The sequence below is a fragment of the Faecalibacter sp. genome, from assembly GCF_057177045.1.
The window spans coordinates 205156-221323 of sequence record NZ_CM169987.1 but is presented as its reverse complement, the minus strand read 5'-3'; the positions used below and the strand labels follow the sequence as shown (position 1 = coordinate 221323).

The window sequence follows — 16168 nt, the reverse complement described above, 5'->3', positions numbered from 1 at the left end:
GTATTCTTTCCTACATTTGGAGAGAATACGATTTTTTTATGCAGAAGAATTACACTGCCGACCAACGATTTGATAAAATAGATTTTACAACTTCTCCTCTATCTTTCGGTGATTTTGAGCAATGCCACTTTATACAATGTAATTTCAACGGAGTTGATTTAAATGATTTTAATTTCATTAATTGTGAATTTGTTGAATGTAATTTGAGTTTAGCTCAAATCAATGGGACTACCTTTCAAGAGGTGAATTTTACCAATTGTAAAATGATGGGTTTCAATCTGGAAACGAGTAATAAATTTGGTTTAAAAGTCAAGTTCAATCAGTGTATACTAAATGATTCTTCCTTTTACGAAGTTCAACTTCCTAAAACTCATTTTAAAGATTGTGCGTTAGAACATGTCGATTTCGCTTACGCTGATTTTTCACAAACCTTCTTTGAAAATTGCAACTTGAAGAATGCGATTTTTGAGCAAACCAATTTAGAAAAAGCGAATCTAATCTCGTCTTTCAACTTTTCTATCAATCCAACGCAAAACAAAATCAAAAATGCTAAATTTTCTAAAGAAAATTGTTTGGGTCTATTGGATATTTTTAACGTAAAAATCGAATAATATTCTTGTTTATAAGTCTTTTTATTTTAACGGTTTCTAGGTTTTAAAAAACGATTATAAAAACTTAAATTGCCCGTCTATCCTCTATTTTAGCATGTATACGCTAAGATTTTAATTATTAATCATTTATATGTTAGACGGTTCAAAAATTTCATCCATTTTACAACGTTCACCAAGTGTGGATTTGCTAAAAATGCGAAATAGAGAATTGATTTTAGTCTTTTTGGCGGATCAATTCGCAGAGAAACATCGCATTTTATCTTCAGAGATTATACATTCTCGTTTAACGGATTATTTGGAATATCGTCAAGTTGAAAATGACGAAGAAACAGACATTCAGGTTTTTGATTCATACGAATTAAAGGCTAAAAAATACATTACCGATTGGACCAATCGTGGCTTTTTATCCAACTTTCAAACCGAAAATGGAGAAGTTTTTTACGAACTTTCTTCCCATACAAGTAAAACGTTGGATTGGATCAACAGTTTAGATAAAGACGAATATGTCGGAACGGAATCGAAATTCAAAACCATAGTAACCCAACTGAAGGAATTGGTCGAATTATCAAACGATAACAAAGAACAACGTTTAGAAATTCTTGAAAATCGTAAGAAAGAAATCGAACAAGAAATGATGCATTTACGTTTGGGTGAATCGTTAAAAGTATACGAAGATTTCGAGATAATTCCACGTGTTAATCAAATTACACAAGCAGCAAAGGAATTACTTTCTGACTTTAAAGAAGTGGAAGATAATTTTAAAACCATTACAAAAGAAATTTACCAACGTCATAATGAAGGAACGTTATCAAAATCTGAAATTTTAGATTTTACGTTTAACGCTTTGGATAGTTTAAAAGAAAGTCCACAAGGAAAAAGTTTTTATGCCTTTTGGAATTTCTTATTGAATCCTTCGCTTCAAACCGAATGGGATAAATTAACGCAAGAGTTGTACGCTACCCTATCGCAAAAAGAAATTGAAATTCAGGATGCTTATCTAAAAAATATGAAAAAGCATCTGCACGCGGCTGGACAAAAAGTGTACAAAGCCAACGATAAAATGGCGGATAAACTGAGTAAAGTAATTCGAGAAACGCAAGTTTCCAATGCAAAAGCCACGAAGAAAACGATTCAGGACATCAAAAAATCATTGATTAAAATTAGTCAACATAAAGAATCGCCAGATATTTCGTTAATCGTGGACGATGGCATTAATATCCATTTGCCTTTTGACCGTAAGTTAACGATGGAACAAACCCAAGAAGTAATTTATGATGCGCGTCCAAAAGTTGCTGAATCAGATATTTCAAAATCAGAACATTTAGAAAAGATTTTCAATAAATACGCAATTGATAAACAAGTGATTCGTGAACGTATTAACGAACAATTAGCGACGTATTCTGAATTAGATTTAAATCAAATCATTGAAAATTCAGGTGGTTTACAAAAAGGTTTACCCGAACTTTTTGCTTTTATCGCATTAAGTAACGAGTACAATCACGACAAAAACGATGCAGAATTACAAGAAATTGTATTCAACAAAACAGAACAAAAATCAATACAAATTCCTACAATTACCTTAAAGCATGAGTAATTTAGAACAACATATCAAACCCTATTCTAAAGCGATTGTAAAGCTTTTAAAACAGCCGATAGAGAATCATCAATCCCTTTGGCAAGATGTTTTAAACTACCAAGTGGAGATTCAAAATTACTTGAATTTAATTGGATTAGAATTGGTGGTAAAAAAAGACGAAGGATTTGCTTATTTACGCGAATTAGAAGACCGTGAAGGCAATACTTTAGGTCTGGTTTCGAAACGTAAAATTGGATTCGAAGCTTCGATTATCTTAGTGGTTTTACGCCAAAGTTTAGAAGAGTTCGATCAAAATCCTACGCAATTTGATGTAAGTGAGAAATTCATTACGCATCAAGAAATCAAAGAAGAAGTCGAATTATTCTTACCCGAAACATACAACAAAGTCAAACTTTTAAAAGATTTAGATCTTAACATTCGTCGAATTGTGGATTTAGGTTATTTAAAAGAAATTGATAAAAACGAATTTGAAACTAAATACCAAATTCATCGTATCATCAAAGAAAAAGTGTCTCTGGACCAATTACAAGAATTTAAAAACAAATTAGAGGAATATGTTGAATCTATTTAGTACAACTTCCGAAGAATCGGGATACAGACTGCAATATATGGAAGTTTTCAACTGGGGAACTTTCACCGATCGCATATTCCGAATTCAGCCCGAAGGGAATAATTCGTTGTTAACGGGAGCCAATGCTTCTGGAAAAAGTACGTTTATCGATGCACTTTTAACCTTGTTGGTTCCGGCAAAAAAAGACCGTTTTTATAACCAATCTTCTGGTGTCGATAAAAAAGGTGACCGTACGGAAGAGACCTATGTGTTAGGGAATTATGCCCACATTCAGCGTGAAGGTGATTTGGGTACGATGACGAAATCGTTGCGTGATAAAAATACGTACTCGATCATTTTAGCACATTTTGATAACAAAGACGGAAAGAAAATTACGATTTTCCAAGTGCGTTGGTTTTCAGGTGATGAGTTAAAACGTACGTTTGGAATTGCGCACGTTCCTTTATTAATCGAAAACGACTTTTCTCATTTCGATCAAAAAGGAAACTGGAAAAAGACACTAGATAAAAAATACAATTCAAATTCGACAAAGAAAAAAATCGAATTGATGGACGGTCCGATTGCCTATGGTGATCGAATCTCCGATTTATTTGGAATGAAATCTTCCAAATCATTAACGCTTTTCAATCAAGTGGTTGGTGTAAAGGTTTTGGAAGATTTAGACGAATTTATTCGTACCAATATGTTGGAAGAATGGAACGCTGAAGCTGAATTTTTACAGCTGAAAGAAAGTTTCAATACGTTGATGGAAGCCAAAATTAATATTGAAAAGGTCAAGGACCAAATCAAATATTTAGAGCCGATTAACGAACACGCCAACAAAATCATTGAATTAAACGGAAAGCTGGAAACCTTAAATCATTCCAAAGAAACTGCCGTTTATTGGTTTGCACAAAAAGGGTTACACTTAGCACAAGAAGAATTAACAAAAGCCAATACTTCTTTCCAAGGATTTCAGCAAGAGTTGGATAAATTAAAAGAAAAAGAAACATCGTTAAAAAATCAAGAAACGAATTTAACCGTTCAGATTAAATCAGATGATATTGGGAAACAATTGGAACAAATCAAAATTGATTTGGCTCAATTGGAAAAATCAAAAGCTGTGATTGAAGAAAAACGTCAATCATATAATACTTTGATTCAGATTTTAGGTTTAATTGAGAATCCAACTGCGGAAGAATTTAATCAAAACATCTCGCGAATTGCAGAAATCAAAAATGAAAGCAATACAAATGTTGAAGTTTTACACGAAGAAATTCGTCAATTAAAGAATCAGGCGGATCAAATCAAAGCGGAAGTTACGCAAGCTCAAGAAACCATTGATTTTTTAACGAAACATCAAAATAATATTACTGGAACAATTGCGACGGTTCGTGATGAAATTGTACAACTTACCAATGCGACACAAGCTGAAATTCCTTTTGTTGCTGAATTAATTAAAGTTAAAAATCCAAGTTGGGAAACAGCAATTGAACAAATATTAAATCAATTTGCACATCAAATTGTAGTTCCTGAAAAATATTTGACAGAGGTCGAAAAATACATTCAATCCAATCAATTAGAAGCATTTGTTCAGATTTTAGCGTACAAAGGATTTACCTCGATGGAAGGTTTGAAACCTGCTGTTGCAGATAATCATTTGGTGAATCAGTTAGAGTTTAAAACGGAAAGTATTTACGCCAAATGGATCAAAGAAACGATCGAAGAACAATTTGATTTTGTTTGTTCTGATGAAATCATTTCCAATGTAAATACCGTTTTAAAAGAGGGAACGATCGTTTTTGCGAATGGAAATATCCAAAAAGATGGACGAACTGAAACCAAGCGTAAGGAAAACTTTGTTTTAGGTTGGGAAAATACCTCTAAAATTCAAGCGATTTATCAAGAATTAAAAGAGTTTGAAGCAGAATTTGAAGCGAATGAATTGTTGATCCATGAAACGCAAAAGAAGATTCAATTCATTGAGAAGATCAAAGAAACGATTTCGAAAGTAGAAAATACTTTCACTTCTTACGCGATTATCGAAACCAAAGAAATCGAGGAAGAAATTGCTCAAAAACAACATTTAATTGATGTTTTAAATTCAGGTTCCAATCGTACGGAAGGTTTACAAAACGAATTAGAGAAAGTTCAAGCAACGTTGAAATTATTGTCTGAAAAGGAAATTCATAATCTAAACCGTGAAACCTTTAAAGTGGAGACTCAAATTCAGCAGATCCAAAAAGAAATCAAACGTAACGAAGAGATCTTAAAAGCGTTGGATGTAGTTTCAATTGATGAATTCGAAGAAAAACATCAGGATTTACTAGCGATTGATTATTTCTCGATTAAGCTGAAACAAACGGAATTCCAGAAAGAATTAGAAACGCAAATCAAAAGTTTTGAGTATTCGAAACGATTAGCGGAAGATAAAATCAAACAGAAAATCAACGAATTCAAAAATCCAAAAGAAGATATCATCTTAAAATACAAGGATTGGCGTTCGGACGCTTCTGCTCTACCCGATTCGACGCATTTGGAATTGGTTTCGGAATACCAAGAATTCTATCAGCGATTAAGCGAAGATAATTTACCACGTTTCGAAACGAAATTTGAATCGTATTTACAAGAAACGATCATCAATAAAATTGGAGATTTCCGAATGTTCTTTGAGAATTGGGCTGAAAATATACAGGAAAACATTGGTTTATTAAACGAATCACTTGCTGAAATTGATTACAACACAAAAGAATATACAACCTATATTCAATTGGTTGCGAATCCACATTATGTAGCCGAAATTCAAGATTTCAAAGCATTATTGAATCGTGCGATTGCCAATGGAAATGATGCGTTGATGTTATTTGAAGAAAAACGTGACCATTTTAACGATCATATCGCGCCTTTAATCAAGAAATTAAATAAAGAAGAATGGCGTTCGAAAGTGATGGATGTACGTTATTGGTTTAATTACAAAGCCGAAGAATTCCGTCGTGATACGAACGAAAAAGTAAAAACCCACGAACATATGGGAGCGCTTTCTGGTGGAGAAAAAGCCCAATTAACATATACGATTTTAGGTTCGGCAATAGCCTATCAATTTGGATTAATGCGAAAAGACAAAGCAAATACGTTCCGTTTTATTGCGATTGATGAAGCATTTAAAGCTCAAGATGAAGATAAAGCGAAGTATCTATTGCGTCTATGTGAGCAATTGAACTTACAATTATTGGTGGTTACGCCTGCAGATAACATCCATATTGTAGAAGATCATATTTCGTTTGTGCATTATGTGGAAAGAAAAGAAGAAAAATATTCGTGGTTATACGATATGCCCATTACGCAATACAAAGCCCAAAAAGAATTGTTTGATGTGATGGCATAAATACAACACCAAATCAATTCATATTGATAACATTAAAGCTACCACACAGGTAGCTTTTTTTATTGGAATTGATGATAAAATATTCATCCTAATATCAATCAAATTTTAACGAATTTCGTTAATTTTACAACAACACTAATTAATTATTCTAATATTAAAACTTATGGATCCAATTTTACTGATTAACAACTACTCTCAACTCCTAAAAAATAAAAAATCAAAAGAATTAAAAGACGTATTGAATCAATCGTTAGCCGCAAATTTTGATGACATCACTTATGATTCGAAGATTGCAGGTGAATTAGCACGTGTTTTTTTGGGTTATAATGCACAGCAACTGTATGCTATACTCGTTTTAGGAAAAGGTGAATTTAATGCAACAACTGCTAAGACAATGAAATACTTCATTGCGCCGTTTGCCTCATTTAAAGTAGAAGCAAAAAACACTTTACGATTAGTTGATTTTTCTAATCCCAATGAAATTAGTTTCGAAGCGTATCAAAAACGTGTTGAAATGTATTTAAAAAATTGCAATCAATTTATTGATGAACAATTAGACGCTGGGACGATGGTGCAGTATTTTGAAGTAAATATTCACAATTTTAAAAAGAATGCAAAAAACAAATGTGTCTTAGGATTATACAACGAAACGGAGAAAAATAATAAAAATCGTATTGATTTAGTTACCATAAATGATGCCTATATGGATGTGACTCGACCTGTTCCTCCATTCAAACCCTCATTTTAATGGAATACTTTTATTTTTTCGTGAGTTATTTTAGCTTATTATCTCCATTGATTTTAAGTTTAGGAATAATTTCATGCTTATATTTCAAATTTAAACCCCTTGAGATAAGAACAGTTGGAATATTTTTCATCTTTTCCTTGATCATTGATATTTGCAGTCGATATTTTGGTTTCAAAGTAGGAAACAACTTATTCTTTATCAATTGTTATAACACCATCGAATTAATTTTTCTGTTTTTAATCATTAGACAAAACAGCCAGAAAATTCATCCGATAATTTATGGGGTATTCATTTTTATTTTAGGATTTAATAGCTATGAATTTTTCACGACAGAATACCTTGATCATACCCAATATCAAAATTATTCCAATACTGTAAACTCCATATTTTTATTAATATTATCCTTGTCCCAAATGGTTCAGGAATTAAAATCGGATAAAATTGAATTTTCGAAGAACATATTTGTATACCTCAGCATATACTTAGTTTTTAGAACCTTTCTAAACCTTCCGATTAATTTCATCATTAATTACGATGATTTTTTAATTTTATTGATTTGGTTGATTAACATACTTAATATCTCTTGTTTTTACGGTTATTTATTATCATACATATGGAAAAATGGCAAAACCCTCAAGTAATTTTACTTTGGATTATTATAACGCTATTCTTACTGATTATCCTAGTCGTATTTATCAGTTATTTAATCAAACTTAATTTTAAAAAGACAATTGAAAAAAATGAAATTGTTTTTCAAGAACGATTAAAAACCGAAAAGCAATTAAAAGAAGCAATTATTATTACCCAAGAGAATGAACGAAAAATGATTGCATCCGAGTTACATGATCAGATCAGTAATAAACTGAATTTGATTGTATTAAAATTAAACACTTTAGAACCTGAATCTTATCCGACAGAATTAAAGATTATTCGGGATGACCTTAAAAATTTAATTAAAAAAAATCGGGATTTGACCCATTATTTATTTCCAGTGGAGATTGATAATTTAGGCTTAATGCTTTGCTTAAAAGAAATGTGCTATACGAGCAACGAATTTTCTATCCGTTTATATGCTTCTGAAGAAATTCATTTCCCTTCAAAATTAGTGGAACATCAATTATATCGTGTGATTCAAGAATTTATAACCAATTCAATAAAACATTCCCAAGGAAGTGAAATCACTATACATCTTAAATCCATAAAGGAGAAACTGTATCTTAGAATTGCGGATAATGGGGTTGGTATTGATTTAACGAAAATAAATCATGGGTTGGGTATTAATAACACTGAAACACGTTTAAGTGCTATTGATGCACATTATAAATATAAATCAGCTCCAGGTCAAGGGACACGTTTAATCATCAGCTTATGAATGAAGTCATAAAAATTGGAATTTTAGACGATGAAAAATTGTTGGTAGATGCGATTAGTACTCTTTTATCTCTTAATCCAACTTTTCAAGTATGTATGAAGAATACTAATCCAATTGAATTTTTAGAAGAATTAGAAAAACTAGAACAAATCCCTGATCTTCTTTTATTGGATTTAAACATGTCTCCTATTAATGGATTAGAAGTATTAGATCGTATACAAGAAAAAGGAATAGAAATTAAAATTTTAGTGCTTTCATCCATGTATAATCCATCCATGTATGGGTATATGATTAAATATGGTATTTCTGGTTTTTTACCGAAGTATACCGATAAAGAAGAACTATTTGAAGCCATCGAACAAATACATATGAATCGATTTTATTTTAATGAAGGAAATCAAAAACTCATCAATGAATTTCTTCATTTAAAAAATAAAAAAGATAATCCGTGGAGTATGATTTCTTTAAGTGAACGAGAAATCGAAGTCTTGCAATTAATTTGTAAAGAATATTCAACTAAAGAAATCGCAGAAAAATTATTTATCAGCACAAAAACTGTTGAAGCGCACCGTGCTAAAATTATGGAAAAAATAGGATGTAAAAATGTGGTCGGGATGGTTACTTATGCGATTCTAAATGGGATTTACGTTATAACAAATACTTAAAACCACTACTAAGGGTTTTCCCTAATTAACAAAATGGTTGTTTTCCCTCAAACATTTCAATAAACCTTTTCCTAACTTTGAAATAGAATAAAAGAATGAGAAAAAACAAACCTAAACCTAACGACACAATTTATCCTACTTAAACCTATTCCTTATAAAAAACACATGCGCTGTGTTAAAGAAATTAAAAACCTAGGATTTGTTCAAATCCTAGGTTTCCCCATCCGATCTAAACCAAAAATATTATCCTAACTTACTTATTGAGCCATTCGTTCCGGAATGGCTTTTTCATTTTCTTTTGGTTTACTTTTTGTTACTTCACTACACAAAACACTAAACCTTATGGATTTACATTCAGGATTACCTTTTTGGGTGATTAAAAATGAATTTTTCAATCTATACCATCCCCTACGCAAAAACATAAAGGTCGATGTAGCCATTATCGGTTCAGGTATCACAGGTTCTCTCGTAGCACACGAATTGTGTGAAGCCGGTATCGAATGTGCCATTTTTGATAAACGTACGATTGGCACAGGAAGTTCAGGAGCATCTACAGCCCAATTACAATACGAAATTGATGTGCCATTATCCGAATTGGTGAAGAAAGTCCCTGAAAAAATTGCCATCGATGCCTATTTTAATTGCTTACAATCCATTACAGATATCGAAAATGTATTCAAAAAAACAAAAGTGGATGCGGATTTTGTTCGTGTGCCAACAGTTTTGCTAGCCAGTAATAAAAAAGGAGTTGAACTTTTAGACCGTGAATATGAAATCCGTACAGAAGTAGGTTTACCGGTCAACTATTTGGATGCAAAAGAATTAAAGGAATACCAAAATATTGATGGAATTGCTGCTTTACAGAACGATACTTCTGCGATGATGGATGCCTATAAAGGGGCAATCGGTTTACTTCAATACCATCAGAAAAAACATGATTTAAAATTATTCACCCATACTAAAATAGAAGAGATTCAAGAATCTAAAAATGGCTGTGAATTAACCACAGAACACGGACATAAAATTTCGTGTCAATATGTAATTGTAGCTAGTGGTTTTGAAGCGGGTCAATTTCTTCCTAAAAAAGTCATGGATTTACTTTCAACCTATGCAATTATTTCTCAACCCATGGACGAAAAAATGATTTGGCCACACAAAAGTTTGATTTGGGAAACAGCCGAACCTTATTTGTACATGCGAACGACAACGGATAATCGTTTGATTGTCGGTGGGGAAGATGAAGAATTTTATAATCCAGAAAAACGAGATGAGCTATTGCGAGATAAAATTAAAATCTTAGAACGTAAATTTAAAAACCTATACCCTGATATTGATTTCATTACCGAAATGGCGTGGTGTGGAACATTTAGTGCAACAGCAGATGGTTTACCTTATATGGGACCGTATAAAAAAGGTGATCGCAAACTATTTGCATTAGGTTACGGCGGTAATGGAATCACCTTTTCTATGATTGCGGCTCAAGTTTTGACCAATATAATTTTAGGGAAAAAAGACCAACGATTAACAACCTTCGGTTTCGATCGACCTTCTAAATAAATGCTTATGCCATTGATCTCAACCAACGAAAATGGAATCTACTGTGCCCAAGGTGATTTTTACATCGATCCTTGGCGACCAGTCAACAAAGCGTTAATTACTCACGCCCACGCCGATCACGCACATTGGGGCAATAAAAAATATTTATGTCATCGCTATACCGAACCAGTGATGCGCCATCGTTTGGGAGCCGACATTGTGGTAGAAACGGTGGATTACAACCAAGAAATCACAATCAATGGGGTAAAAATCTCGTTTCATCCTGCTGGTCATGTCATTGGTTCTTCTCAAATTCGATTAGAATACAAAGGAGAAATTTGGGTGATTACAGGCGATTACAAATTGTACGATGATGGAATATCAACCCCTTACGAACCGGTGAAATGTCATCATTTTATTACGGAATCCACGTTTGGTTTACCCATTTATCAATTTGAATCTCCATTAAAAGTATTCAAAGAAATTGAAGAATGGTGGAAAGAAAATCAAACCAAAGACCTCAACACGATTGTCATGTGTTATTCTTTAGGAAAAGCACAATCGATCTTAAATTCAATTGATAAAGAAATTGGACCAATCTATGTTCATCCTGCGGTATATAATATTAACCAAGCATTTGAACAAGTAGGTTTTCATTTTGAGGCATTACCCATTGTTCAAGAAACCGATAAAAACCAAATCAAAAATAGTTTAATCATATGTCCACCTGCAACCGATGGTTCAGCTTGGCAAAAGAAGTTGGGTCCAGCACGCAAATCATTTTGCAGCGGTTGGATGCAAGTACGTGGCGCTCGCCGTCGTCGTGGCGTAGATAAAGGATTTGTTTTTTCCGATCATTGCGATTTTAAAAGTTTAAATGAAGCCATCAAAAATTGTGAGGCTGAAAATATTTATGTAACCCACGGTTACGAATTACAGTTTACCAAATGGGTGAATGAAGAATTAGGCTTAAATGGTCAAGTGTTGCATACGTTGTTTAATGAAAACGAAGAAGAATGAGAAAATTTGCCGAATTATTTGATGCATTAGACAGCACAACTAAAACCAATCAAAAAGTGGAGGCATTGGTCCATTATTTCAAAACGGTCGATCCAGATGAATTGCTTTTCGCAGTCGCTTTATTAATTGGAAATAAACCCAAACGTGCATTTAAAACTACCATTTTAAGGGAATGGTGTTCCGAAATTTCAGGGATTCCGCTATGGATGGTGGAAGATTCGTATTATGTGGTCGGCGATTTAGGAGAAACCTTAGCGTTATTAATACCAAAACACGAAAATACATCATCGAATAAATCCCTGCGTGACTATTTTAATGATTTAACGGAAGCGAAAAACTGGGATGAAGCAGAACAGAAAGACTATGTCTTAACCCATTGGAATCAATTAAGCGATACCGATTTATTCATCTTCAATAAATTGATTACGGGTAATTTCCGCGTTGGAGTTTCAAAAACATTAGTTGTTCGTGCATTGGCGCAATATCTCAACCAAAAAACCTCAACCATTGCGCATTTAATCATCGGGAAATGGGATCCATTGCAAACCTCATTCGACGATTTATTCAATGAAAATGCAGTCGAAAGCAAAGAACATCTGCCCTACCCTTTTTATTTAGCCTATGCTGTGGAAGATTCTTTTTTTGAAACCGAAAAGATTGAGGATTTTATTTTAGAGAAAAAATTAGACGGTATTCGTGGTCAAATCATTGTTCGTAATGAGCAAATTTACATATGGTCGCGCGGGGAAGATATTTTGACCGATAAATTTCCTGAGTTTGATGAACTTAAAAATCAATTACCAAACGGTACAGTAATCGATGGTGAAATAATTCCATGGAAAGAGGGAGAACCTTTGCCATTTAGTGTGATGCAAACGCGAATTGGACGAAAAAACATCACCAAAAAATATTTGGAAGAAGCACCTTTGGTTATGGTTTGTTACGATCTCTTAGAAAAAAACGGTAAAGATATTCGTGAATTACCCCTAACACAACGACGCTCATTTTTGATTGAAATTTTAAAAGAAATTAATTCACCTTATTTGTTGCTGTCCGATGAAATGCATTTTGCCGATTGGGAAGAAGCCAGAGCATTTCGGGATGCTGCACGTGATTACCAATGCGAAGGTTTGATGATTAAACGCAGCCTATCGCCTTACGAAGTGGGGCGAAAAAAAGGAAATTGGTTTAAATTTAAAACCCAACCGTTGAGTATTGATGCGGTTCTATTGTATGCCCAAAGTGGTTCGGGACGACGATCTAATCTGTTTACCGATTATACGTTTGCCGTTTGGGAAGGTGATCAATTGGTGCCTTTCGCGAAAGCCTATTCTGGATTAACCGATAAAGAAATCACCAAAGTCGACCGATGGATCAAACGCAATACCATTGAAAAGTTTGGTCCCGTTCGCAGTGTACAACCCGAATTGGTGTTTGAAATAGCTTTTGAAGGAATTGCAGAAAGTACACGACATAAATCAGGTGTTGCCGTTCGATTTCCACGAATTTTACGATGGAGAGAAGATAAATTAGCCAATGAAGCCAATACCAAAGAAGATTTACTAGAAATGCTTAAACGATACGGATCATGAAAAATAATTTTGCTGATGTTTTTTATTACAACCAAAATTGGAAACCTCATCCGTTTCAGAAACAAACGTGGAATGCCATTCAGAAAGGTGAATCGGGTTTATTGAATGCACCGACGGGTTATGGAAAAACATTTGCCATTTGGTTCGGAATTTTAGATTTCTATTACAATCAAACGCTTAAAAATAATCCCAAAAGAAAAGGTTTACACACGTTATGGATTACGCCTTTGCGTGCCTTATCCAAAGAAATTTATTTGGCGACCAATCGGGTATCTGAAGAACTAGACTTAGATTACCGTATTGAATTAAGAACTGGTGATACTTCTTCTTCGGCTCGTCAAAAACAAGTCAAAAATTCGCCTGAAGCCTTAATCACCACACCCGAAAGTGTTCATTTACTTTTAGCGACGAAACAATGGCGTAAATTCTTTGAACATTTGGAATTTATTGTGGTGGATGAATGGCACGAATTAATTGGTTCCAAACGTGGGGTAATGATGGAATTGGCGATTCAAACGTTGCGAACGATTAATCCAAATTTGAAAGTGTGGGGAATTTCAGCGACCATTGGCAATTTAGAACAAGCCAAAGAAATTTTGATTCCGCATCAAGCATCCACATTAATTAAATCCAACATCAAAAAGAAAATCGAAGTCAATACCATTTATCCAGATAATTTGGAAAAATACCCGTGGTCGGGACACATGGGAATTAAATTAATCGATAAAGTGATTCCAATTATTTTAGAACATCAATCGACGTTATTGTTTACCAATACGCGCTCACAAGCGGAAATTTGGTACCAACAATTGATCACCCATCATCCTGATTTTGCTGGTCAAATTGCATTACATCACGGATCTTTAAGTGATGAATTGCGCCTTTGGGTAGAAGATGCCTTACACGAAGGCATTCTAAAAGCGGTTGTTTGTACGTCGAGTTTAGATTTAGGCGTCGATTTTCGTTCCGTAGATTGCGTGATACAAATTGGTTCTTCAAAAGGAATTGCGCGCTTTTTACAACGTGCAGGACGTTCGGGTCATCGACCAGATGAAACATCAAAAATCTATTTTCTTCCGACTCATTCGCTAGAAATTATGGAAGGTTCATCCATCAAATATGCTTTAGAAAATCAATTCATCGAAGATCGATTGCCCTACATCCGAAGCTTCGATTTATTGATTCAGTATATGATGACGATGGCCGTTGGCGAAGGATTAAATCCTGATTTATTGTATAATATAATTCTTCAAACACACGCGTACAACAGTGTAAGTAAAGATGAATTTATGCAATGTTTACATTTATTGACGCAAGGTGGAAAATCGTTAACAGCTTATGAAGAATTTCATAAATTGGAAAAAGACGAAGAAGATCATTTATACAAACCCACTTCCCGTAAAGTCGCGATGCAACATCGATTATCGGTCGGAGCAATTGTTTCTGATTTGATGATGAAAGTGAAAATGGCGGGTGGTAAATATTTGGGTTCGATTGAGGAAGGATTCATCAGCCGATTAAAAGAAGGGGAAGCTTTTTGGTTTTCGGGACGACCATTAGAGATTCAGCAAATGAAATTCAATGAAGTCATTGTTAAGCCTTCAAAAAAGAGTAAAGGAACGATTCCGTCTTGGCGAGGGGGTCGAATGGGAATTTCGAGTAATTATGGACAAGCAATTCGTCATATGTTTGATGAAATGGATCAACGCATATCAAAAAAATACGAAGAATTACGCTATTTACAACCGTTGTTTCAAGAACAACAGCGCATCTCCTATTTGCCAAAAGAAAATGAATTATTAGTCGAATACATTCATACAAAAAATGGGTATCACTTCTTGTGTTATCCTTACGATGGAAAATTGGTACACGAAGGAATGGCGGCCATTTTAGCTTATCGCATCAGTCAAATCCAACCGATGACGTTTAGTATTTCGTCCAACGATTATGGTTTTGAATTATTAAGTGATCAAGAATTTCCGATTGAAGATTATATTTTCGAATTATTCAGCATAGAAAATCTTTCGGAAGACATTGCCAATGGGGTAAATTTGGAAGAAATGGCACGTCATAAATTTCGAGATATTGCGAGTATTTCTGGTTTAATTTTTAACGGATATCCTGGAAAATCAGTGAAGACCAAACACCTACAAGCCAATGCTTCATTATTCTTTGGAGTATTTCAAGATTATGAGCCTGAAAATTTATTATACAAACAAGCATATGATGAAGTTTACGATTTTCAATTGGAACGTCACCGTATGCAAAAAGCCTTCGAACGTATTGATGCTCACGAGATAATTTTAAGAAAACCTTCTCAATTAACTCCATTTGCATTCCCTATCTTTGCCGAATCTTTCCGCGAACGTTATTCGAACGAGGATTGGGAAACGAGATTAAAACGATTAAAGGACGAAATGATCAATGGTTAATTTTTTTGAATGGAAACACAACCACACTAAACTACACTTTCTTCCCCAAAAATTAGTACATCTACCCGATCACCAGACGTTGGTGATTGCCGATTGGCATTTGGGAAAAATTACGCATTTTCGTAAAAATGGTGCGTTTTTGCCGCCTGTCAATAACTTAAAACAAATCCACGAAATACAAGGTCTGATAGAACAACTTCAAATCAAAACCGTGATTTTGTTGGGTGATGTTTTTCATAGCGAGTTGAATTCGGATTGGTTTGATTTTATTGAATTTTTACAAATCAATCATCACATTCAATTTATCCTAACCAAAGGAAATCACGATATTTTACCCCAAGCTTTCTATCAAATTGAAAATTTGGAAGTCGTGAAATCCTACCCAATCGATGAGGTGATTTTTTCGCACGAAAAAATTAAAATTGCTCCCCATCAAGTGAATGTGATTGGACATCATCATCCTGGAATTTCGATCAGAGGACGTGCCCGACAACATTTCAAATTGCCTTGTTTTTACTTTGAAAAACAAACGCTAATTATTCCTGCATACGGCGAACACACAGGATTATTCTTGTATCAAAAAACGGAAGAAAATCGCATCTACCCTATTTTTGGTAACGAAATCATCGAATATAATCCGTAAATTTACAAGACGAAAAC

General features: G+C 33.9%; 12 protein-coding genes. All 12 read left to right on the top strand.

Annotated elements, in window-relative coordinates:
- Positions 1-38: 38 nt before the first annotated feature.
- The 12 genes from AC1QSP_RS00990 to pdeM all read left to right on the top strand — a co-directional run bounded on the left by AC1QSP_RS00990 (position 39) and on the right by pdeM (position 16151).
- Positions 39-611: a pentapeptide repeat-containing protein gene (locus AC1QSP_RS00990; protein ID WP_484079380.1), complete on the top strand. Its 573-nt coding sequence runs from the start codon at positions 39-41 to the stop codon at positions 609-611.
- Between the two features lie 130 nt (positions 612-741).
- Positions 742-2205, top strand: coding sequence for a DUF3375 domain-containing protein (locus AC1QSP_RS00985; protein ID WP_484079379.1), 1464 nt, complete (start codon positions 742-744; stop codon positions 2203-2205).
- Entirely contained in the window at positions 2198-2779 is a 582-nt protein-coding gene (locus AC1QSP_RS00980; protein ID WP_484079378.1) for a DUF4194 domain-containing protein, read from the top strand. The genes AC1QSP_RS00985 and AC1QSP_RS00980 overlap by 8 nt, the downstream gene beginning before the upstream one ends.
- Positions 2763-6143 (top strand): ATP-binding protein, encoded by a 3381-nt coding sequence (locus AC1QSP_RS00975; protein WP_484079377.1) that lies wholly within the window; start codon positions 2763-2765, stop codon positions 6141-6143. The genes AC1QSP_RS00980 and AC1QSP_RS00975 overlap by 17 nt, the downstream gene beginning before the upstream one ends.
- 163 nt (positions 6144-6306) lie before the next feature.
- Entirely contained in the window at positions 6307-6891 is a 585-nt protein-coding gene (locus AC1QSP_RS00970) for a hypothetical protein (RefSeq protein WP_484079376.1), read from the top strand.
- A gap of 613 nt (positions 6892-7504) precedes the next feature.
- Complete coding sequence (locus AC1QSP_RS00965; protein ID WP_484079375.1) at positions 7505-8263, top strand: sensor histidine kinase; 759 nt, start codon at positions 7505-7507, stop codon at positions 8261-8263.
- Positions 8260-8928 (top strand): response regulator transcription factor, encoded by a 669-nt coding sequence (locus AC1QSP_RS00960; protein WP_322970368.1) that lies wholly within the window; start codon positions 8260-8262, stop codon positions 8926-8928. The genes AC1QSP_RS00965 and AC1QSP_RS00960 overlap by 4 nt, the downstream gene beginning before the upstream one ends.
- Positions 8929-9270: 342 nt before the next feature.
- On the top strand, positions 9271-10485 hold the full coding sequence (locus AC1QSP_RS00955; RefSeq protein WP_484079374.1) for an NAD(P)/FAD-dependent oxidoreductase: 1215 nt from the start codon (positions 9271-9273) through the stop codon (positions 10483-10485).
- A gap of 6 nt (positions 10486-10491) precedes the next feature.
- Complete coding sequence (locus tag AC1QSP_RS00950) at positions 10492-11484, top strand: ligase-associated DNA damage response exonuclease (protein WP_484079373.1); 993 nt, start codon at positions 10492-10494, stop codon at positions 11482-11484.
- Entirely contained in the window at positions 11481-13076 is a 1596-nt protein-coding gene (locus tag AC1QSP_RS00945; protein WP_484079372.1) for an ATP-dependent DNA ligase, read from the top strand. Before AC1QSP_RS00950 ends, AC1QSP_RS00945 begins: the two co-directional genes overlap by 4 nt.
- On the top strand, positions 13073-15508 hold the full coding sequence (locus tag AC1QSP_RS00940; protein WP_484079371.1) for a ligase-associated DNA damage response DEXH box helicase: 2436 nt from the start codon (positions 13073-13075) through the stop codon (positions 15506-15508). The genes AC1QSP_RS00945 and AC1QSP_RS00940 overlap by 4 nt, the downstream gene beginning before the upstream one ends.
- Positions 15501-16151, top strand: coding sequence for a ligase-associated DNA damage response endonuclease PdeM (gene pdeM, locus AC1QSP_RS00935; RefSeq protein WP_484079370.1), 651 nt, complete (start codon positions 15501-15503; stop codon positions 16149-16151). Before AC1QSP_RS00940 ends, pdeM begins: the two co-directional genes overlap by 8 nt.
- Positions 16152-16168 lie beyond the last annotated feature (17 nt).

Coding starts and splice junctions, on each gene's coding strand:
- pdeM (WP_484079370.1), top strand. CDS start 15,501: ATGGTTAATTTTTTTGAATGGAAACACAACCACACTAAACTACACTTT.
- AC1QSP_RS00985 (WP_484079379.1), top strand. CDS start 742: ATGTTAGACGGTTCAAAAATTTCATCCATTTTACAACGTTCACCAAGT.
- AC1QSP_RS00975 (WP_484079377.1), top strand. CDS start 2,763: ATGTTGAATCTATTTAGTACAACTTCCGAAGAATCGGGATACAGACTG.
- AC1QSP_RS00945 (WP_484079372.1), top strand. CDS start 11,481: ATGAGAAAATTTGCCGAATTATTTGATGCATTAGACAGCACAACTAAA.
- AC1QSP_RS00970 (WP_484079376.1), top strand. CDS start 6,307: ATGGATCCAATTTTACTGATTAACAACTACTCTCAACTCCTAAAAAAT.
- AC1QSP_RS00950 (WP_484079373.1), top strand. CDS start 10,492: ATGCCATTGATCTCAACCAACGAAAATGGAATCTACTGTGCCCAAGGT.
- AC1QSP_RS00955 (WP_484079374.1), top strand. CDS start 9,271: ATGGATTTACATTCAGGATTACCTTTTTGGGTGATTAAAAATGAATTT.
- AC1QSP_RS00990 (WP_484079380.1), top strand. CDS start 39: ATGCAGAAGAATTACACTGCCGACCAACGATTTGATAAAATAGATTTT.
- AC1QSP_RS00960 (WP_322970368.1), top strand. CDS start 8,260: ATGAATGAAGTCATAAAAATTGGAATTTTAGACGATGAAAAATTGTTG.
- AC1QSP_RS00980 (WP_484079378.1), top strand. CDS start 2,198: ATGAGTAATTTAGAACAACATATCAAACCCTATTCTAAAGCGATTGTA.
- AC1QSP_RS00940 (WP_484079371.1), top strand. CDS start 13,073: ATGAAAAATAATTTTGCTGATGTTTTTTATTACAACCAAAATTGGAAA.
- AC1QSP_RS00965 (WP_484079375.1), top strand. CDS start 7,505: ATGGAAAAATGGCAAAACCCTCAAGTAATTTTACTTTGGATTATTATA.